Annotated in this window: 23 protein-coding genes; 8 read left to right on the top strand and 15 right to left on the bottom strand. The window is 69.4% G+C overall.

All coding sequences use genetic code 11. The features are described from left to right. Positions 1 to 19: 19 nt before the first annotated feature. Positions 20 to 1,021, top strand: a complete 1,002-nt coding sequence (locus OG205_RS06665) for a LacI family DNA-binding transcriptional regulator (protein ID WP_330275353.1) — start codon at positions 20 to 22, stop codon at positions 1,019 to 1,021. Positions 1,022 to 1,065: 44 nt separating this feature from the next. Here OG205_RS06665 and OG205_RS06660 read toward each other — a convergent pair whose 3' ends face one another. The 6 genes from OG205_RS06660 to OG205_RS06635 all read right to left on the bottom strand — a co-directional run bounded on the left by OG205_RS06660 (position 1,066) and on the right by OG205_RS06635 (position 5,626). Then, a complete protein-coding gene (locus OG205_RS06660) occupies positions 1,066 to 1,557 on the bottom strand; it encodes a cupin domain-containing protein (RefSeq protein WP_319974234.1) in 492 nt (163 codons plus the stop codon). A gap of 6 nt (positions 1,558 to 1,563) precedes the next feature. Beyond that, the gene (cysK, locus tag OG205_RS06655) at positions 1,564 to 2,559 is read right to left on the bottom strand and encodes a cysteine synthase A (protein WP_330275352.1); all 996 of its coding nucleotides are present in this window, start codon (positions 2,557 to 2,559) and stop codon (positions 1,564 to 1,566) included. Between the two features lie 22 nt (positions 2,560 to 2,581). After that, positions 2,582 to 3,226 carry a serine O-acetyltransferase EpsC gene (epsC, locus tag OG205_RS06650; protein ID WP_319974236.1) on the bottom strand — a complete coding sequence of 215 codons (645 nt, stop codon included), beginning with the start codon at positions 3,224 to 3,226 and terminating at the stop codon, positions 2,582 to 2,584. Then, complete coding sequence (locus tag OG205_RS06645) at positions 3,223 to 4,131, bottom strand: DMT family transporter (RefSeq protein ID WP_330275351.1); 909 nt, start codon at positions 4,129 to 4,131, stop codon at positions 3,223 to 3,225. The genes epsC and OG205_RS06645 overlap by 4 nt, the downstream gene beginning before the upstream one ends. 96 nt (positions 4,132 to 4,227) lie before the next feature. Then, positions 4,228 to 4,998, bottom strand: a complete 771-nt coding sequence (locus OG205_RS06640; RefSeq protein ID WP_330275350.1) for an SDR family NAD(P)-dependent oxidoreductase — start codon at positions 4,996 to 4,998, stop codon at positions 4,228 to 4,230. Between the two features lie 46 nt (positions 4,999 to 5,044). After that, a complete protein-coding gene (locus OG205_RS06635; protein WP_330275349.1) occupies positions 5,045 to 5,626 on the bottom strand; it encodes a TetR/AcrR family transcriptional regulator in 582 nt (193 codons plus the stop codon). A gap of 53 nt (positions 5,627 to 5,679) precedes the next feature. On the opposite strand from OG205_RS06635, the gene OG205_RS06630 reads away from it, so the two are divergent. Further along, complete coding sequence (locus OG205_RS06630) at positions 5,680 to 6,702, top strand: alpha/beta hydrolase (RefSeq protein WP_330275348.1); 1,023 nt, start codon at positions 5,680 to 5,682, stop codon at positions 6,700 to 6,702. Then, positions 6,699 to 7,175: a GNAT family N-acetyltransferase gene (locus tag OG205_RS06625; protein WP_330275347.1), complete on the top strand. Its 477-nt coding sequence runs from the start codon at positions 6,699 to 6,701 to the stop codon at positions 7,173 to 7,175. Before OG205_RS06630 ends, OG205_RS06625 begins: the two co-directional genes overlap by 4 nt. Here the strand turns inward: OG205_RS06625 and OG205_RS06620 are convergent. Next, a complete protein-coding gene (locus OG205_RS06620) occupies positions 7,168 to 8,007 on the bottom strand; it encodes a helix-turn-helix transcriptional regulator (protein ID WP_330275346.1) in 840 nt (279 codons plus the stop codon). The genes OG205_RS06625 and OG205_RS06620 overlap by 8 nt on opposite strands. 102 nt (positions 8,008 to 8,109) lie before the next feature. Here OG205_RS06620 and OG205_RS06615 point away from each other — a divergent pair, with 102 nt between their 5' ends. Continuing rightward, on the top strand, positions 8,110 to 8,874 hold the full coding sequence (locus OG205_RS06615) for an SDR family oxidoreductase (RefSeq protein ID WP_330275345.1): 765 nt from the start codon (positions 8,110 to 8,112) through the stop codon (positions 8,872 to 8,874). 41 nt (positions 8,875 to 8,915) lie between these two features. Here the strand turns inward: OG205_RS06615 and OG205_RS06610 are convergent, their stop codons facing one another. Genes OG205_RS06610 through OG205_RS06600 form a run of 3 tightly spaced genes read right to left on the bottom strand, consistent with a single transcriptional unit; the run spans position 8,916 to position 10,590 of the window. Beyond that, the gene (locus OG205_RS06610) at positions 8,916 to 9,806 is read right to left on the bottom strand and encodes an NmrA family NAD(P)-binding protein (RefSeq protein WP_330275344.1); all 891 of its coding nucleotides are present in this window, start codon (positions 9,804 to 9,806) and stop codon (positions 8,916 to 8,918) included. Further along, positions 9,803 to 10,300, bottom strand: a complete 498-nt coding sequence (locus OG205_RS06605; protein WP_330275343.1) for a PaaI family thioesterase — start codon at positions 10,298 to 10,300, stop codon at positions 9,803 to 9,805. Before OG205_RS06605 ends, OG205_RS06610 begins: the two co-directional genes overlap by 4 nt. Then, a complete protein-coding gene (locus tag OG205_RS06600; protein ID WP_330275342.1) occupies positions 10,300 to 10,590 on the bottom strand; it encodes a putative quinol monooxygenase in 291 nt (96 codons plus the stop codon). The genes OG205_RS06605 and OG205_RS06600 overlap by 1 nt, the downstream gene beginning before the upstream one ends. Before the next feature lie 89 nt (positions 10,591 to 10,679). Between OG205_RS06600 and OG205_RS06595 the strand changes: the two genes are divergently transcribed. From OG205_RS06595 to OG205_RS06580, 4 genes are read left to right on the top strand one after another with little or no spacing between them, the layout of a single operon-like run. After that, positions 10,680 to 11,183: a winged helix-turn-helix transcriptional regulator gene (locus tag OG205_RS06595; RefSeq protein ID WP_330275341.1), complete on the top strand. Its 504-nt coding sequence runs from the start codon at positions 10,680 to 10,682 to the stop codon at positions 11,181 to 11,183. Beyond that, the gene (locus OG205_RS06590) at positions 11,180 to 11,845 is read left to right on the top strand and encodes a GNAT family N-acetyltransferase (protein WP_330275340.1); all 666 of its coding nucleotides are present in this window, start codon (positions 11,180 to 11,182) and stop codon (positions 11,843 to 11,845) included. Before OG205_RS06595 ends, OG205_RS06590 begins: the two co-directional genes overlap by 4 nt. 59 nt (positions 11,846 to 11,904) lie before the next feature. After that, on the top strand, positions 11,905 to 13,854 hold the full coding sequence (locus OG205_RS06585) for a hypothetical protein (RefSeq protein ID WP_330275339.1): 1,950 nt from the start codon (positions 11,905 to 11,907) through the stop codon (positions 13,852 to 13,854). Continuing rightward, positions 13,818 to 14,174, top strand: coding sequence for a 5-carboxymethyl-2-hydroxymuconate Delta-isomerase (locus OG205_RS06580; protein ID WP_330275338.1), 357 nt, complete (start codon positions 13,818 to 13,820; stop codon positions 14,172 to 14,174). Before OG205_RS06585 ends, OG205_RS06580 begins: the two co-directional genes overlap by 37 nt. Here the strand turns inward: OG205_RS06580 and OG205_RS06575 are convergent. The 5 genes from OG205_RS06575 to OG205_RS06555 form a co-directional block, all read right to left on the bottom strand. After that, entirely contained in the window at positions 14,171 to 15,124 is a 954-nt protein-coding gene (locus OG205_RS06575; RefSeq protein ID WP_330275337.1) for an SDR family NAD(P)-dependent oxidoreductase, read from the bottom strand. The genes OG205_RS06580 and OG205_RS06575 overlap by 4 nt on opposite strands. A gap of 21 nt (positions 15,125 to 15,145) precedes the next feature. Further along, positions 15,146 to 15,763 (bottom strand): TetR family transcriptional regulator, encoded by a 618-nt coding sequence (locus OG205_RS06570; protein ID WP_442916808.1) that lies wholly within the window; start codon positions 15,761 to 15,763, stop codon positions 15,146 to 15,148. 1 nt (position 15,764) lies between these two features. Beyond that, positions 15,765 to 17,165, bottom strand: coding sequence for a fatty acid desaturase (locus tag OG205_RS06565; RefSeq protein WP_330275335.1), 1,401 nt, complete (start codon positions 17,163 to 17,165; stop codon positions 15,765 to 15,767). Between the two features lie 63 nt (positions 17,166 to 17,228). Next, positions 17,229 to 17,498 carry a hypothetical protein gene (locus tag OG205_RS06560; protein ID WP_330275334.1) on the bottom strand — a complete coding sequence of 90 codons (270 nt, stop codon included), beginning with the start codon at positions 17,496 to 17,498 and terminating at the stop codon, positions 17,229 to 17,231. A 31-nt stretch (positions 17,499 to 17,529) separates the two neighbouring features. Next, positions 17,530 to 19,464 carry a GH36-type glycosyl hydrolase domain-containing protein gene (locus OG205_RS06555; protein ID WP_330275333.1) on the bottom strand — a complete coding sequence of 645 codons (1,935 nt, stop codon included), beginning with the start codon at positions 19,462 to 19,464 and terminating at the stop codon, positions 17,530 to 17,532. Positions 19,465 to 19,470: the final 6 nt, after the last annotated feature.

Genomic DNA, 19,470 nt, shown 5'->3' with positions numbered 1-19,470 from the left:
ACATTGGTAGGGTGCGGCCATGAACACCCGGCCTCCCACCCTGGAGGAAGTGGCGCAACGCGCGGGCGTCTCGACCGGCACCGTGTCCCGCGTCATCAACAACGCGCGCCACGTCAGCGAGAAGTCGAAGCGCGCGGTCCAGAGCGCCATCGCGGATCTGGGCTACGTCCCGAACACCGCCGCCCGCTCACTCGCGAGCCAGCGGCGCGGCGCCGTCGTTCTGGTGATCTCCAGCGACGACCCGGCGATCTTCGCCAACCTCTTCTTCGCCGAGGTGATCAGCGGCGTCAACGCGGCGCTCGAGGAGACCGACCTGCACCTGATGCTGCTGCTCGCCGCGTCCCAGCGGGGCAGGGACAGGTTCGCGCAGGTGCTGCAGTCGCGCGGCGCGGACGGCGTGATGCTGCTGGCGCTCAAGGAGAACGACCCGCTGTCCAAGATGGCGGAGGACAGCGGTCTGCCGGCCGTCCACGGTGGACGGTCGCTCGACCGCGCACCGCAGTGGTACGTCGACGCCGACAACCGGGGCGGTGCCCGCACGGCCGTCGAACACCTGATCTCCTCCGGCCGCACCAGGATCGGCACGATCACCGGCGAACTCGACACCCACGCCGGCATGTCGCGTTACATGGGCTTCCGCGAGGCCGTCGTCCTGGCGGGACTGAGCGACGAACGCGTGACACACGGCGACTTCAGCGAGGCCAGCGGTGCCGCGGGCATGAAACTCCTGCTCGACGACCACCCCGACCTGGACGGCGTGTTCGTCGCCTCCGACGCGATGGCCACCGGGGCGCTCGCCGTCCTGCGGGAACAGGGCAAGCGGGTTCCCGAGGACGTCGCGGTCGTCGGGTTCAACGACATCGTGACGGCACGGCACACCCAGCCCGCGCTGACCACCGTCCGGCAGCCCATCGAGGCGCTCGGCCGGGAGATGACCAGGATGCTGATCCGGCTGCTGAACGGCGAACAGCCGACGTCGCTGATCCTGCCCACCGAACTGATCGTGCGCGACTCGGCCTGAGAAAAGGGTGGCGGGCGCCCGGGAAACGGGCGCCCGCCGTCACCTCAGTGCCTGCCCCAGCCGGGAACGGTGCCGTCGATGGCGACCTCGAACTGGTCGTACTTCGCCATCAGGGTCAGCAACTCGTCCTCGGTGGGCTGGTTGCCGTCCGCGTACATCTCGGAGAGGCCCCGGAAGTACTCCTCGCGGTTGAGCGCGGGCGTGAAGATGATGAGCATCGTCGCCTGGTCCTGATACGGGTTGTGGAACCCGTGCGACACGCCCATCGGCACGTTCACGTACGTGCCGGGAGGCGCGGCGAACGACTTGCCGTCGAGGTGGAGCTCCACCATGCCGCTCAGGACGTAGAACGCTTCCAGCTGCTCGTTGTGCACGTGCGGCGAGGCACCGGGAGCTCCCGCGGCCATCCGGTGCTCGTACAGGCCGAGGCGCCCGTCCGTTTCACTGCCCCTGGCCTTGAAGGTGGTGTGGGTGGTGGTGCCGATCTGCACCGACTCGCCTTCGCCGGGAAGCAGGATGTTGGACACTTGCGTCATGTCTGTTCACTCCTCGTTGATGGCTGCGGGCGTCTCGCCGCTGTCCGTCGTGTCTTCCTGGTTGAACCACGAGAGGTACCGCTCGCCCGTGTCCGGGAACACGGTGACCAAGTTCTTGCCCGCGTACTCCGGCCGCGCGGAGAGCACCCGGCAGGCGTGCGCCGCCGCGCCGGAGGAGACCCCGACCAGCAGCCCCGCGGTCCGCGCGAGTTCCCGCGCCGTGCTGTAAGCGTCCTCATTGGACACCGCGAGGACCTCGTCGATCAGGGCCACGTCCGTCGTCGGCGCGACGAAACCCCCGTTGAGCCCGGGAATGCGGTGCAGTCCGCCCCATCCCTGACTCAGCACCGGTGACCCTTCCGGCTCCACCGCGACCACGCGGATGCCGGGGTTGCGCTCCTTCAGGTATTTCGCCGTGCCGCTGAGCGTTCCGCCGGTGCCGACGCCGCAGACGAAGACGTCGACCTCGCCGTCGGAGTCGTTCCAGATCTCCGGTCCGGTGGTGGCGTAGTGCGCCGCCACGTTGTCGGGGTTCTCGTGCTGGCAGGCGAACCACGACCCTGGCCGTTCGCGGTAGATCTCCTCGGCCTTGGCGATCGCCGCCACGTACCCCTCCTGGTACGGGGTCAGCACGATCTCGGCGCCGAACGCGCGCAGCAACTGGATGCGCTCGCTGGTCGCGCTGTCCGGCAGGACGATCACGCACTTGTACCCGCGGGCGGCCGCGATGGCCGCCATGGAGATGCCCGTGTTGCCCGAGGTCGCCTCGACGATCGTGCCCGTGCCCCTGGTCAGGTCCCCGCGCTCTTCCGCACCGTCGATCATGTAGAGCGCGGCGCGATCCTTCACGCTGGACAGGGGGTTGGCCATCTCCAGCTTGGCGTACAGGTTCGCGGTGGTCACGCCGAGGTCGAGCCGGACGGTGGGTGTGCCGCCGATCAGGTCCACGAGCGAGTGCGCGGGCGGGCGTCTGGTGAGGGGCTGACTGACTCGGGTGTTCACGCGAACTCCGATCGGTTAGTTGTCACCAAGTGGGGAACACGGCCTGGGCGCCCTTGTGCCGCAGTCCCGTGATCTGCACGGGATGACGGGCCCTTGCGGCCTTCACCACTCCACGCGTCGACCTCAGTGCGGGCACGGAGAACGGCGCCAGGACACGCGAGTCCGCCGGTACGTCGCGGATGACGAGTGCCTGGGCGCCGACCACCGAGTCGTGGCCGACCGTGATCGGGCCGAGCAGCGTCGCGTTGGCCCCGACGACGACCCGGTCGCCGAGCTTCGGATGCCGCCGGGATCCTTCCGGGCGTTGGTTGTCGTGCCACCACCCGACCGCGCCGAGCGTCACCTGGTGGAAGATCGTGACGTCCTCACCGATGATGACCGTCTCGCCTATGACCACGCCTGCGCCGTGGTCGATGAAGAATCCACGGCCGATCTCCGCACCGGGATGGATCTCGATGCCGCCGGTCAGCAGTCTGGCGATGACCATGACCAGCCGGGCGCTGCGCCGGTGACCCCGCAGGTGCAACCAGTGCGACACGCGATAGCCCCAGATCGCGATCACCGTCGGGTGCAGCAACGCCTCGCTGCGCGACGTGATCGACGGGTCGCGGTCGAGGACCATGTCCAGGTCCGCGGTGATCGCGCCGAGCAGCGCCCGCGGGTTCACCGGACCGCTCCCGCCTTCTCCGGGGTCTTGCGGAGTTGTCCGAGCCTGTTCTCCGCGTAGGCCACGCCGACGAGCACGACGAGACCACCCGCGATGAGGTTCCACGTGACGTGCTCACCGAGGAACAACACGCTGACGAGCACCGCGAACACCGGCACGACGTAGTTGACCGCCGATGCCGTGGTGGCCCCGACGTCGCCGATGAGGCGGAAGTACAGCACGTAGGCCAGGCCGGTGCTCAGCAGGCCGAGCAGCACGATGCTCATCGTCACCGGGCCGGTGAAGCTGGGCGTGCGCCAGTCGAGGAACGGCGTCACGACCGCCTGCAGCGCGGCCGCCGCGACGAGCTGCGACGCGGCCAGCGACAGCGGCGCCAGTCCGAGCGGCGACAGGTACTTGCGGACGTACACGAAGCCGATCGCGTAGCTGACGGCCGCGCCGAAGCAGGCCAGCCGCCCGCTGAACGAGCCGAGCGCCTCGTCCCACGGGCCGATCAGCAGCACCACGCCGATGAAGCCGAGCACCAGGCCGACCGCCTTGCGGGAGGTCGCCCGCTCGGTCGGCAGCGCGGCGGTGGCGAGCGCCAGCGTCAGCAACGGGCTGGCGCCGATCAGGACGCCCGCGATGCCGGCGCCGGTGGTCTTCTCGCCGTAGGACAGCAGGAGGAACGGGATCACGTTGCCGAACAGTCCGGCGGCGGCGATGTGCCCCCAGATCTGGGCGGAACGCGGCAGGGCGACCTTGCGGACGGCCGCGATGGAGAGCAGGACGGCCGCGCCCAGGATGAGTCTGCTGAGCACGAGCTGTCCCGGTGTCAACCCTTCCAGGGACACCTTGATCAGGGTGAAGCTGCTTCCCCACAGCAGCGCCAGCAGCAGGAAGCGCGCGACGGATGCCTTGTCCATTGCTTCTCGATTCGGATCATCTGTCAGTAGTCGTTTGGACACTTCAACAGATGCTCCTAGGGGCTCACTAGAGCGAGCCCCGTCAGCGCGAGGAGATCAGCCGGCGACCACCGCGACCCCGGTCCGCCCGCCGTCGACGTCGATCACGGTCCCGTGCACGAACGCGGCGTCGTCCGAGGCCAGGTAGACGGCAGCCCCGGCGATCGCGTCGGGATGCCCGGACCGGCCGGCCGGCGTGCCGTGCATCATCACCTCGCCGGGGTGGACGGTGGAGGGGTCCCAGTCCGGCGAGACGACCACGCCGGGCGAGATGGCGTTCACCCGCACGCCCTGCGGGCCGAACTCCGCCGCCCACGCGCGGGTAAGCGTTTCCATGGCTCCCTTGGTGGAGCTGTAGAGCGAACCGCGCGGCACGGCCAGGCGGGCGATCCACGAACCCAGGTTGATGACCACGCCGGAACCCGCGCCGATCATCGTGGGAACCAGGGCCTGCGTCAGGAAGAACGGTGCCTTCACGTTGACGCCGTAGACGCGGTCGAAGGTCTCGTCGTCGGTGTCGAGGGTGCCCGGCGACGGGTAGATGCCGGCGTTGTTCACGAGGATGTCGACGCGGCCGCCCAGCAGCGTCAGCACTTCCGCGGCCAGCGCGCGACTCGCGGCGGACGAGCCGTCGAGGTCGGCGCGGACGAAGTCGGCTCGGCCGCCGGACGAGCGGATCTCGTCGACGACCTCCGCTCCCCTGGCCTCGTCGCGCCCGGAGACGACGACGTGCGCGCCCTCGTGGGCATAGGCGACCGCGATCGAGCGGCCGATGTTGCTGGTGGAACCGGTGATGAGGGCGGTCCTGCCCTGCAGTCGTTGTGCCATGCACTCGAAGCTAGGTCCGCATTTTTGGACCCGCAAGTCCAGGACTTCAGCCGCGCAGATAGTCGATGACGATGTCGAGAGCCGCCTCCAGATGCGTGACGTCGCCGGTCGACCGGAGCACCTGCACGCCGCCCTGGATGCCCGCGATCAACGCCGCGGAGACGCGGCCTGCGTCCACGCCGGAGCGCACCAGACCCGCCTGCTGCATCTCGGCGACGCCGCGGCGCAGCTCTGACTGCCACTGTTCGAGGAGCGTGCCGATGACCTCGTGCGCGCCCGGCGTGCTGTTGAGCTGGCCCATCAGCACGCCCAGCGGGCAGGTCCGGCCCTGCGCCCGGTAGCGGGCGATGACCGAGTCGCGCCAGCGTTCCCAGGCTGCCCACGACGTCAGGGCACTGAGGTGCGGTTGCTGGTCGGACAGCACGCGATCGGCCTCGAACCGGGCCACGGCGAGGAAGAGCTCCTCCTTGCCGTCCGGGAAGTAGTGGAAGATCTGGCCTTTGCTGGTGCCGGTGATCGCCCGGATGTCGTCCAGGGTCACGCCCGCCGCGTCGTCACTGCGCAGGTACGAGGCCGCGCCCTCGATGATGCGCTGCCGGGTCGCCTGCCCCTTCACGGTGAGCTTCATGTACCCAGAATACGTTTTCTGGACCAGAGGGTCCACTGTGGTTGACTGGGATCATGCTGCCTTGGGAGGGACCGCTCGCCGGCCGGCTCGACCGGCACACCGTCGAGTCCGCGTTGCTGCGCGACAACCCGCTCGGAGATCCGCACGAGCGGCCGCTGTGGGTGTACGTGCCGCCGGGCTACGACTCCGGGACCGAGCACTACCCCACCGTCTACATGATCCAGGGCTACACCGGGCACGTGCAGATGTGGGCGAACCGCATGCCGTTCCGCCAGCCGTTCATCGAGACGGCCGACGCGGTGTTCGCGCAGGGAACCCCTGGCTGCATCGTCGTGTACGTCGACGCGTGGACGTCGTACGGCGGGTCGCAGTTCGTCGACTCGCCCGGCACCGGTCGCTACCACTCGTACCTGTGCGACGAGATCGTGCCGTGGGTGGACCAGCACTACCGCACGATCCCGGATCGCGAGTCGCGGGCGATCGCGGGCAAGTCGTCGGGCGGGTTCGGCGCGATGATCACGCCGATGCTGCGGCCGGACCTGTTCGGCGCGTTGGCCACGCACGCGGGCGACTCGCTCTACGAGCTCTGCTACCTCGCGGACTTCGGCAAGGCCGTGCGGGCGTTGCGCGGGTACGACAACGACGCCCAGAAGTGGTGGACGGACTTCCAGAGCCGGACGGCGTTCACCAAGCCGGAGGACATGGACCTGCTCGGGATTCTCGGTGTGGCAGCCTGCTTCTCGGCCACCGAGGACGGCACGCCGGAACTGCCGTTCGACTCCGTCACCGGAGCCCTCAGGCCGGAGGTGTGGCAGCGTTGGCTCGACTGGGACCCGGTGCGGATGGTCACTGGGCACGCCGACGCGATCCGGTCGCTGCGGGCCGTGTGGATCGACGCGGGCACCAGGGACGAGTACTTCCTCGATCTGGGCGCAGAAGCGTTCCGCAAGGAGATCGCGCTGGCCGGAATTCCGGACGACCGCGTGCACTTCGAGCTCTTCGACGCGGGCCACGGCGGCATCGACTACCGATATCCCCTCTCGCTGGCGTGGCTCGCGACTAGGCTGGCTCGATGATCGGTGAAGTGACTCTGCGGGGCGTCGAGGACGCGGACCTGGACGTGTTGTTCGAGTTCATGCGCGATCCCGAGGCCGCGTGGATGGCGGCGTTCACGGCGGAGGACCCCGAAGACCGCGAGGCGTTCGACGCGCACATGCGCAGGATCCGGGCGAACCCCGAGACCCTCAACCACGTGATCCTCGGCGACGGCGTGGTCGTGGGCAGCATCGCCAGCTTCGTGATGGAGGGCGACACCGAGATCACCTACTGGGTCGACCGCGCGGTGTGGGGTCAGGGCGTCGCCGGGCGGGCGCTGGCGTTGCTGCTCGAACGCGTGACGGTCCGGCCGCTGCACGCCCGCGCCGCCAGTGACAACGCGAGCTCGTTGCGGGTGCTGACCAGGGCGGGGTTCAAGCCTGTCGGCACCGATGTCGGCTATGCGGCGGCACGGAGGGCCGAGATCGAGGAGACGATCCTCGTCCTCAGCTGACGAACTTCTCCGTGCCCAGCACGCCGAGCAGCTGCAGCTTGTCGAACGCCTCGGTGCGCGGCGGCGCGGTCAGCACCAGCAACGCCTGCGACTGGTCCTCGGTGAACAACGCCTGGCAGTCCACCTCGATCTCGCCGAGCTGCGGGTGGATCAGCACCTTGTGATCCTCGAACCGCTTCGAGACCTCGTGCCGTTCCCACAGTCGGGCGAACTCCGCGCTTTCCTTCTGCAGCGCGCGAACGAGCTCCCCGGCCCGTGAGCGCGGACCCATCGAGGCGTAGGCGGCACGGAGGTTCGCGACCTGGGTGCGGCTCTGCCTGTCGCGGTCGTGCTCGGGGTAGATCAGGCGTTCGTCCGGGTCGGTGAACCAGCGGTAGATCCCGCTGCGGGCGTGGCCGGTGAAGCGCGACGAGTCGCCGTACAACGCCTCGGCGAACCGGTTCTGCAAGAGGACCTCGCTGAGGTTGGACAGGATCAGCGCGGGCGTGTCGTTGAGCCGGTCCAGCACCCGTTGCAACGCGGGCGCGACGTGCGTGGGGGCGGACCGGGGCGACGGGGCGTTCCGTCCGGCGACGCGGAACAGGTAGTCGCGTTCGTCGTCGCTCAGCCGCAGAGCACGGGCCAGCGAGGCCAGCATCTGCTCGCTGGGCTGCGGGCCGCGTTGCTGTTCCAGGCGCGTGTAGTAGTCCGTGGACATGGCGGCCAGCGCCGCGACCTCCTCGCGCCGCAGCCCCGGTGCACGCCTGCGCGCGCCCGTCGGCAGGCCGACGTCCTCCGGCCTCAGCTCCTCCCGGCGGCGGCGCAGGAAGCCGGCCAGTTCCATCCGATCCATGCACCCCAGTATCCGGGGTCCTGCCGGTTCAACCAGGGATCGCCGATCCCCCGATAAGGGCTCTCTGGTGAGGTACCAGCGATCCGGCCGAAACTCAGTGCCATGGACATCACCGGAAACACCGTCTTCATCCCCGGCGCCACCAGCGGCATCGGCCTGGCGCTCGCCCTCGCACTGCGCGAGCGCGGCAACACCGTGATCGTGGGCGGCCGGCGCACCGAACTGCTCGACCGGATCGCCGCCGAGCACCCCGGTGTCGAGACCGTCCGCATCGACACCGCCGACCCCTCCAGCATCCAGACCGCGGCCAAGGACGTCATCGCCCGCTTCCCGTCGGTCAACGTGCTGGTCACCATGGCCGGTGTGATGCGCGTCGAGGACTGGCACCGCCCGGAGTCGTTCCTGGAGTCCGCCGAGGGCATCGTCACGACGAACGTGCTCGGCCCGATCCGCCTGATCGCTGCGTTCGTCGAGCACTTCCAGTCGCTGCCGGACGCCACGATCATGACCGTCTCCTCTGGCCTCGCCTTCGCGCCGTTGAAGATCACGCCGAGCTACAACGCGTCCAAGGCCGCCATCCACATGCTCAGCGAGACGCTGCGACTCCAGCTCGCCGACACGTCGGTGAAGGTCGTGGAGCTGGAGCCGCCGTCGGTGCAGACCGATCTGCTGCCCGGCCAGGCCGAGAGCGATCACGCCATGCCGCTCGACGCGTACGTCGCCGAGGTCATGAGCATCATCGAGACCCAGCCAGACGCCCGCGAGATCCAGGTCGAGCGCGTCAAGTTCCTGCGCTACGCCGAGGCGCGCGGCGACTACGACCAGGTCGTCGCCATGCTCAACAACTCGGACCCGCACGGCAAGTGACGCTCCGGGGCAGGCGTCCTCCGAGGCCTGCCCCGCGCCGGTCACAGGCCGCGGGCGTACTCCCGGAACGTGACCGGTTCACGGCCGATCAGACTCGCCAGCGCGCCGGCGTCGGCCGCCACGGTCGAACCGTGCTCCGCCACCCGTGCCGCCACCGAGGTGATGTGACCGGCCATGTCGGCGTTCACGACATCGTCCACAGCGGACAGTTCGACGAGCTCACGCCGCCACCGCTCCGCGGAGACGGGCTCGAACCGGACCGGCCTGCCCAGTTGCTCGGCGAGGACGGCCGCTATGTCGTGGTGGCTCAGTTCCTCCGCGCCCGCGGGGTAGCAGATCGGGCCCTCGAACCGTTCGGGGTGCAGGATCGCGGCCACGGCCAGTTCGCCCGCGTCCCGTCCGTTGATCCAGGCGACCGGGCCGGGCCCGAAGCAGTTGCGGATCACGCCCTCGTCCCGGACGGATTTCCCGTGCAGCGCGGGGATGTTCTCGTGGAACGCGGCCGCGACGCGCAGGATCAGCACGTCCAGGCCGGCCCACTGCAGGACCTCCTCGGCGAGCCACTGGTCACGGCCTCGAGCGCTGGGATGACCAGGATGTGCCGGCCCCATCGACATCACGACCGTGCGTGGTGCCGTGCCGGACTCCTTTGTGGCGGCCGCGAAGTTCGCCGCGGCTCCGATCACTCCGGCGTCGATCGGGTACGTGAAGTAGGCCAGTTCCACGTCCTGCAGCGCCGGCACGATGCTGCGGCGGTCCTGCAGGTCGCCGATCATCACCTCCGCGCCGAGCGATTCGAGGAACTCGGTGCGGGCACTGCGGGTGCGGGCGAGCACGCGGACGTCCCGGCCCTCCTCGCGCAGCCGTCGCACCAGGTGGGCGCCGGTGCCGCCGTGCCGTCCGGTGGCACCGGTCACGAGAATCCGCGTCAACTCTTTCCTTCCTGGATCAGGCAGGTGCTCGACGCGGTCGCCAACAGCCGCCCGGCGCCGTCGACGAGACGTGCCTCGGCCAGCGCGGTCCGTCTTCCTTGGTGGACAAGGGTTCCGACACACGTGACCGTGCCGGTGTCCGTCCTGATCGGACGGAGGAACCGCACGGCGAGGTCGAGGCTCGTGTACCCGGTTCCGGCGGGGAGCGTCGAATGCACGGCACAACCCGTCGCCGTGTCGAGCAACGTCGCGTAGACGCCGCCGTGCACCGAGCCGATCGGGTTGTAGTGGAACTCCGCCGGGTCCAGGGAGAAGACGACCGACCCCTTGTCGACGGACACCATGCGGGCGCCGATGAGTTCCACGACGGGCGGAGGCGGCACCTCACCGGCGGCGATGGCGCGAAGGAAGTCCAGGCCGTTGAGCTTCATGGCCATCGCGGCGGTCTTCTGCGGATCGGCCCAGGTGACCGTCCGCGTGCGTTCTTCGGACATCAGGCGGCCACGTTCCCCTTCATCAGCCACGTCGGACCCTCGGCGTAAGCACTGGCCTCCGCGAAGAAGGCACCGAAGTACGGTCCGGTCGCATGGGCGGTGAACGCGTCGACGTCGGCGTAGACCTCGTTGAGGTAGAAGAGATCCGGGTTCTCCTCGTCCGCGATGACCTCGAACCGCAGCGAGCCGGGTTCGTTCGCGAGGGAGTCCTCGGCGGTCTTGCGCGCGACCTTCACGAAGTCCTCGCGGTGTGCGGGCTGGACGGTGAACGACACCAGGAACTGGTACATGGCGGCAGCCTCTCTCGATCGGTCAGTTCATTCACTGAACTAGACGAACCGTAGCATGGCAGTTCAGTGAATGAACTACAGTGGGATCCATGGCACTGCCCAGCACCTATGCGGACCGCAACTGCTCGTTGGCGCGAGCGCTGGAGATAGTCGGCGAACGGTGGACGTTGCTGATCGTCCGCGACGCCTTCCTCGGCATCCGCCGGTTCGGCGACTTCGCGACCCAGCTGGGCATCCCGCGGGCCGTCCTGACCAACCGCCTCAAGTTCCTCGTGCAGGAGGACGTGCTCGCCCACACCGACGGCGAGTACCGGCTCACCCCCAAGGGCGTCCAGCTCTGGCCGATCCTGCGGGCGATGATGACCTGGGGCGACGAGCACTACTCCCCCAACGGCGAAAAACGCACCTTCTGGCACGCCGCCGACAACGGCCGGCTGGACCCCGAGGGCCGCTGCGCCACCTGCGGCGGCCTGGTTCCCGCCGGAGACACCCGCGTGGACCCCGGCCCGGGCTTCGAACCGGGCAACGCCAACCCCGATCCCGTCTCGGCGTTGCTCAACACGCCCCGCCGCCTGATGGAGCCGCTCGCATGAACCCGCTCGACCACGCCGCCCACTCGGCACTGACCGGCCCGCACGCCCAGTTCGCCGAGCACAAGGGCAACGTGCTGCGCTACCCGCCGGACATGTCACCGTTCGTGGCGCTGCCTCCCGAACCAACGGACGCCGACTGGCGGGACCTCGCCGCGCTGGCCCCGCACGCCGCCGTGACCAGCCACGAACCGCCGTCCGGCTGGGAGATCGAGGGACGCCTGCCGCTGCTGCAGTACGTCGGCGAGGACCTCGCGGCGGCGCCGGAACCCGAGGCCGTTCGCCTTGGTGCTGCGGACGTTCCGGAGATGCTGGCACTCGCGGAACTCACGCGGCCGGGCCCGTTCCTGCCACGCACCATCGAGATGGGTGCGTATTTCGGCGTCCGGCGCGAAGGCCGGTTGGTGGCGATGGCGGGCGAACGGCTGCGCGTGCCCGGCTACACCGAGATCAGTGCGGTCTGCACGCATCCGGACGCGCGTGGGCAGGCGTTGGGGACGCGGCTGTTGCTCGCTGTCGCACACGGCATCCAGGAGCGTGGGGAGACGCCGTTCCTGCACGTGCTCGCGTCCAACACCGGGGCGATCCGGCTGTACGAGAAGCTCGGGTTCCGGCTGCGGCTGAGCACGGAACTCCTGATTCTGACTCACGACGAGGCCGCGTGACCTAGGCTGGGGGAACATGATCGCCCGTTGGCGGTCCGATTCGAAAAGAAGTCGCCTGGATGTCCCAGGATCTCTCGCCCATGGTCGACAACGTCCCGTGGGAGTCTCTGCACCATCACTACGGCTCCGCAGAGGACATTCCCGCTCTGCTCCTCGCCAGTGCCACCGATCCCCATGCATTCGGTGAGCTGCACAACAAGGTGTACCACCAGGGCGGCGGAATCCTGTCCGCCGCACCACCCGTACTCCCTGTTCTCGTGCTGTGGGCACATGATCCGGGTTTCGCCTTGCGGGACGCGGCCATCAGGTTCATCGGCGACCTCGCCCAGACCGCGCGGAAGGCCGATCCCCAGTACGTCAACGCCGCGTGGCCGGCGGCATGGCAGGAAGCACTGCCGCAACTGCTCGGCCTGCTCGCGGACCCCGATCCAGTAGTCCGCAGAGCGGTCGCGTCCCCGTTGGGACAGGCCGCCGACCAGGCCGCGGTCGTGTTGCCCGCGCTGCTCGCGAGGTGGCACGAGGAACTCGATGAGGCGGCCAGCCTCAAGTACGTGCTGGCTGCCGCCCAACTGCTGCGTGACACGTCCGCAGAGTGGCCGGTGGAGGTGATCGACTGGCTTTCCTCCTTGCACGAGAACGAAAACCCCGCACTCCGGTTCGCCGGGGCTTTGGCGGCACGCCGCTGCGGGCTCGGAGGCCGCGACCCCCGGCACGTCGACGAGGCCGCGTCCTACCTGTCCTCGGCAGATCTGGCTGTGTGGCACGACGTCTGGCCGGTAGGACGACGGGTCGTCGGGCGGCTTCTGTGGTGCACGAACGACTATCTCGACGACGACCGGGACGGCAGAACCAGGCTGGCCGCGACCCTGCTGGGCAGCCTCGATGCCGACCGCCGCGCCAACGCGCTGACCACCGCCGCAGCCGTGATGGACCGCTGGCGTTCCCCAGTCACGACGCTTCTGCCACTCGTCGCGAACCGGCTGTCCGATCCCGACTCCCGGCAGCGGCGGTCGGCGTCCTCGATCCTCGCGTCCGCCGGCCGGGCGGCCGCGCCTTGGACGGCACAGCTGCTCGCCGCGTGCGAAGACGAGCCCGCCGTGGCCCGGCCCGCCCTGCAGGCCTTGGTCAGGATCGGCGCTCCCGAAGCCGTCGGCCTGGTCGCGGACCTTCTCGACGCACCCGATCACGGGCTCTCGCACAACGCCGGATGCAACGGCCCTTCACTTCGCGACATCCTCACGGCACTACGTCCTGCCGCCGCGTCGCTGCTGCCGGCTGTACGGCGGCGACTGACGGCGTCGAGCACGCTGACGGAGCAGCGCGCCTTGCTGTTGACGCTGGCGGAGTGGGGTCCTGACGCCCGGGACGCCTTCGTGGAGATCACGTCGTTCCTCGGCACGGAAGCAGAAGACTGGGCACTGGACGCCCTCATCGCATTGGATTCCGAGGAAGCACGCGAGGCGGCGCTGCCCGCGGTCGTGGCCGCCAAGGACGTTCCGGTCTCCACGAGGGCGGCAGTACGCCGGTGGAAGGTGACCGGCGAGCCCGGAGAACTCCTGCTCCACCTCCAGGCGGACGACCCCACCCTGCGGCAGCACGTCGAGGTGCTGGCCCGACTGGGCCCGGCAGCGGCCGGGCTCGCGGACCGGGTGCGCGACCGAACAGCGCTGCATCGCGGATGGGCGCTGGTGGAACTCCGGTACGCGCTGTGGCGGATGACCGGAGACCCTGAGGACGGGCTCTCGTTCGCCACCGCCACGCGGTTGGCGATCAGTTCGGACGGCGTCTTCGGCCGCTATTGCATTCGCGCTGTCGGCAAGCTCGCGGCGCTGGGCACCCTCGCCGCACCGGCCGTGCCCGCGTTGCGGCCGTTGCTCCACGGGGACGTGCGTCCCACCAAGGGAATCCCAAATGATGATCTGCTGTGCGAGACGGTCCGCGAGGTCCTGGCCGCCGCCGGTAGCGTGAGCCCATGCCACAGATCACCGTCGAGTACTCCGCCGAACTGAGCGACGCGTTCGACCGCCGCGCCTTCGCCCTCGCGCTGCACCAGGCCGTCGGGCCGCTGGTCAGCGCGGAGGTGTCGGCGTTCAAGACGCGGTTCCGGCAGATCGAGGAGTCCGTGATCGGGGACGGGTCGGCTGCGGGGATGATCCACGTCAGGGTCGGGTTGCTGACCGGGCGGTCCGTCGAGCTCAAGCAGGAGGTCGGGCGGGTGAGTCTCGGGATCGCTCAGGATCACCTCAAGCCGGTCGACGGGCTGCCGACCCAGGTGACGCTGGAGGTCTACGACATGGACCGCGAGCAATACCAGAAGGTCGTTCTCTAGGGCAGGATGCCGACCGCGCTGGTGCAGTACTGCCAGAACGCGACGACGTCCTCGGGCTTCTCGCCGGTGGTCGGCAGCAGGTGTGTCGGGCGCGCGCGGCGGTCGTGCCAGAACTGGCCGGAGCGGGGCGCGGGGCTGGTCGCGGCCAGCCAGACGATGGTGTCCGCGCCCTCCTCGGCGGTGCGCAGGAACGCCTTCGTCAGCTGGTGGAAGCCCGGCAGCGAACCGGCGACGCCCGGCGTGTCCGCCCAGCCCGGGTGCATGGCGTGCACGCCGATGCCGTCCTGGGCGTAGCGCTCGGTCAGCAGTGGAGCGAGCGTGACCTGCATGCGTTTCGTGCGGGCGTAGGCGGTCGCGCCGCGGTAGTCGCCCTCGCGGTACTCGGGGTCGTCCGCGCGGAGGCGTTGGGTGTACATGCCTCCCGACGAGACGAGCACGATTCGCGGGTCCGGGGAGGCGGCGAGGAGCGGGCGCAGCAGGTCGGTCATCAGCAACGGGCCGAGCACGTGGGTTGCGAACGTCAGCTCGTGGCCGTCCGGGCTGACCTTGCGCTCCGCGGGCAGGACGCCGGCGTTGTGCACCAGGACGTCGAGGCGGTCGTCCCGCATCTCCGCGGCGAACCGGCGCACTGACTCCTGGCTCGACAGATCACAAAGCCTGATCTCCACCACAGCTCCGGGCACCGCGGCGACGATCTCGTCGCGAGCGGCGGCGCCTTTGCGTTCGTCGCGCACCACCAGGACCACCTCGGCGCCGAGGCGGGCCAGGCCCAGGGCGGTCGCCTTGCCGATGCCCGTGCCTGCTCCGGTCACGACGGCTTTCCTGCCGCGCAACGCGTCAGGCGACAGGTCGGGCCAGCCTCGGCGGCGGAGTTGGAATCCCAGCTTCGAGTAGCCGGGGACCACGAGCCGGTCCGCGACGGTGTCCAACACGCGGAAGAGTCCGCTCACCCGTTTCACTCCCTGCATTCGTCACCCGTAGCGGAGTGGTTTCCTCGCGGGCTCTGCCAGCACACGTGACGCGAGCCACGCGAGGCCGTCGGCGGTGCCGGCCGGGGTGCCCGTCGGCTGGACGACGTGGCTGAGCACCGTCCTGGTCATGAGGTCGATCAGCACCTCGATCTGCTCGCCCGTGAGGCCCGGCCGGTAGGACTCGACCCGTGCCGCGAGCATCGTCTTGACCTCGATCAGCAGGGTTTCGGCGTGGGTGGTCAGCAGCGGCACCAGTTCGGTGTCCGCGCCGTGCGTCGCCGAGGCGATGGCGCGGACCAGCAGGTTGTCGCGGGCCAGGTCGAGGACGTCGCGGACGGCGTCGTAGATGGCCTCGACCAGGTCGTCGGCGTGGCGGTCGAACGCGGCGCCGATCACGGCGAGGAACCGGCCGAGCTCGTGGGCGAGCATGGCGTCGGCCAGGGAGTTCTTCGAGCCGATCTCGTTGTAGACGGTCTGGCGGCTGACCCCGACCTGCTCGGCGAGCCGCGTCATGGTGACCGCGGCCCAGCCGTCGCGGGCGGTCATCTCGACGGCCGCCTCGATGATCGGCTGCCGCCGGCCGGAAGCCGCCGCTGAAGTCCCGCCCATGAGAGCGATCCTAGGCCGTGCCGACGCGTCCCGGCGCCACGAAGTCGATCTTCTCGCGCACGCCGCAGTCCGGGCAGCACCAGGAGTCCGGGATGTCGGACCACGGTGTTCCGGCGGGGAAGCCCTCGCGCGGGTCACCGGTCTTCTCGTCGTAGACGTAGCCGCAGCCTGGACACATGCCGCCCGCGGTCGCGTCGCCACGGGTGTCGGTGACGACGTCCTCGCCGGCGTCCACGCCGTCGTAGCGGGCCAGGACCTTCGTGCGCTTGCCGGGCTGGATGTTGGCGCGGCCGATGTCGCCGCCGAAGTGGCCCTGCACCCGCGGGTCCATCACGCGCCGCCACAACGGCGGCACCAGTGCCAGCAGGATCATGCCCGCGTAGCCGGTCGGCAGCACCGGGGACTCGGCGAAGTCGCGCAGCGTCTGGTAGCGCCGGGTCGGGTTGGCGTGGTGGTCGCTGTGCCGCTGCAGGTGGTAGAGCAGGACGTTCGTGGCGATGTTGTTGGAGTTCCAGCTGTGGCTGGGGTCGACCCGCTCGTACCGCCTGCGGTCCGGCGCCCCGACCTTCTGCCGCAGCATCCCGTAGTGCTCCATGTAGTTCACGACCTCCAGCAACGAGAAGCCGATCACCGCCTGGATCAGCAGGTACGGCACGATGCCCGCGCCGAGCCAGATGATCATCGCCGCCCACAGCACCGCGGACATCAGCCACGCGTTGAGCACATCGTTGCCCAGGCGGTACGGGTGGCGGTCGCGCCGCCCGTAGCGCTTGCGTTCGAGCCGCCACGCGGACTTGACCGAACCGAACACGGTGCGCGGCCAGAACCGGTAGAAGCTCTCGCCCACCCTGCTGCTCGCCGGGTCCTCCGGAGTCGCGACCCGCACGTGGTGGCCGCGGTTGTGCTCGATGTAGAAGTGGCCGTAGAAGCTCTGCGCCAGCGCGATCTTGGACAGCCAGCGCTCGTGGCTCTCCTTCTTGTGCCCCAGTTCGTGCGCCGTGTTGATGCCGATGCCGCCGATGCACCCGATCGACACCGCCAGGCCGATCTTGTCCACAACGGACAGATCTCCGCGCGCGATCACCCAGAACGCCACCACGAACCCGACGTACTGGATCGGCAGGAACAGGTAGGTGATCCAGCGGTAGTAGCGGTCGTTCTCCAGCCGCTCGATCACGTCGTCGGGAGGATTGCTTCGATCGAGGCCCGCGAAGAGGTCGATCGCCGGGACGATGACCAGCACCACGATCGGGCCGATCCAGAACCACACGCCCCAGCCGGTCGCCGCGTGCATCCCGATCGCCAGGAACGCCAGGGACGGCACGACCAGCCCCAGCAGCCACAGGTACCGCTTGCCGTCCGTCCACTGCTCGGTTGAGCCGACGGGCACCGTTGCCTTCATGTCGCTCATGCCACGCTCCTCAGGAGGTTGACAGAATGGTAGGACATGTAAAGTCCATTTGACAAGGGGGCACTATTTGTAAACCACGAGCAGAGTCGTGGCGCGCCTCCTGTAGGCGACGGCGGACACCGTCAGGCGTACGGGCACGCCTGGAAGCACGGCACCGAGAGCGGCGGTGATGTCGTGGACGGTCCGCAGCGGCGAACTTCCGCGCCACACCACGACCTCGACGCGGATCCCGTCCTCAGAGGACAGTTCGACGCTGTGCACGGCCGGGTGGCACAGGGCGGTCTGCTCGACGAGCAACAGTCGCTCGTCCTCGTGCAACTGGCGCAGGGTCACGAAGTCCAGGACCGCGCAAGACGCTGATACGTCACGCTCGTTCACCGAATCGAGGTACGACGCCGTTGAGCCGCAGATGGGCGAGCAACGGCTGGGAGTGGCTGTGCAGGTTCGCGACGGGGTACGCCTGCATCGCGGTGCCGAAGTCGGGCAACGCCCACGTCTCGCCGGGACGGTCGCTGTCCGGCGCGAGGTAGCAGTCAGGACCGGACAGCGTGCCCGTCCACACGTCTGGATAAGCGGCCGTGTGCGCGTGCAGGGTCATGCGCCGCCACTCGTCCCAGGCCAGGTCCGGGAAATAGCGCGAGGCCGCCCAGATCAGGGTCATGTTGACCGAGAACCACACCTGGCCGTGCGTGCCGTCGGGAACGGGCCAGCGATGACGGGCGCCCAGCGGCGAACCGGCCCGGCACGTCTCGTCGATCGTGGTGAGCAGGGCACGCGCTTGGTCCGGAGTGGCGGCACCGCACAGGATCGCCCACGGCTGCACTTCCAGCCACAGGTCATGATCGCCGACGACCTTGCCGCCAGGGCCGTGTGCGCGCCGGAACCAACGGCCGTTCCACTCCCCCGCGACCAGCGAACGGAGTGCGGCGGCACGTTCGCGTGCCTCGGCGGCCGTCGCGTCATCGCCCAGACGTTCGGCGAGGTCCGCGTACAGCGGAAGCACCCAGGCCGCCATCGCCGAGTTCAGGACCGACTCGCCCCGCTCGATCATCAGCTCACGGTCCACACCGGACTCTTTGATGGCGAGGTCGTTCCAGTCGGCGTTGAGAATCCGGACGTGACCGTGCTCCCCCACGCCCACTTCGTCGACGAAGAACCGGAACTGGCGCCTCAAATTCTCGGCGAGCGGAACAGGAACGGCGCCGTGACACGGGTGGTACGGCACCGGCTGTTCGAATGCGGCGAGATCACCGGTCGCGGCCGCGTACTCGGCGGCGAGCCAGAGCGCCCACAGGTTCTGGTCGGACGGCCGGAACAGCTGCGTCCACGGTTGTTTGCGGCCGTCGAGGGCGTACGGGAGGTCGCCGTCCGGGCTTCCCCAGGCACAGGTGTTGCGCAGCACCGACAGGGCGAGGTCCGGTTCGAGGTGCACCAGCGGCAGGGCGTGCTGCAACGGATCCCTTGCGGCGCCGTTGAAACCGTGCCGGAACGAGTAGGCGGACCCCTGGTTCAGCGTGTGACCGCCGAGCACACCGTCGACGCAGGCACCGCCGGTGAGCAGGGCCGCGTGCCAGGGAATCTCGGCGGCGGCCTCGGGAGCGCGGCCGGACGCGGCGGACGGGAGCCGCTCGCGCAGTCCCGCCAGACTGGCCGCGTAGATCGCCGCCGGGTCGGCGGCGGGATCGTCGAGCAGACCGAACCGGAACCACACCGTCGTCCGCTCCCCCGGCGCCAGTTCCAGCGCGGCCTCGACGGTCAGCATCCCCGCCGTGGTCTCCGCCCGTTCGCCGCCGAAGTTCTCCAGCGCCACCACGGGTGCGTCCGGCGGAGCATCACCGCGCACGGGCCCGAACTCCAGATCCACCAGGCGTGGCCGCACGACCCACTCCTCGGTCAACGACCGACGCAGCACCGCATCGCCCCGGTTGAGCACGTCGACCCTGATCAACACCCACGGCACCTCGCCCTCTGGGCACAGCACCGTGCGTTCGATCTCGACCTCGTCCGACACCACCGCCATCCGGCAGAAGGTCGGCCCGAACAGCTTCGCGGAATCGATCTCCAGGTCACCGAACCGCGCGATGCCCGTGTGCTCGGCGATCCACCGGCACCCGAGGTGCTCGTCCCAGAGCCCGAACAGTCCGTCGCTGCCGGCGACCAGGGTGATCCGGCGGTTGCCCAGGTGCACCCGATGTGTCGACGTCGGCGGGTCGATGATCGGATCCCACGGCCGGGGGCCTGCCCGGTACTCGAAAGCGGGCAGGCCCTCGACTGTCGTCCACTCACCGAACGCGCTCACACGACA

It is taken from the genome of Lentzea sp. NBC_00516, assembly GCF_036346835.1.
Taxonomy (GTDB): domain Bacteria; phylum Actinomycetota; class Actinomycetes; order Mycobacteriales; family Pseudonocardiaceae; genus Lentzea; species Lentzea sokolovensis.
Note: the sequence above shows the minus strand (reverse complement) of the source record. Positions and strands in the feature narration are given on the sequence as shown.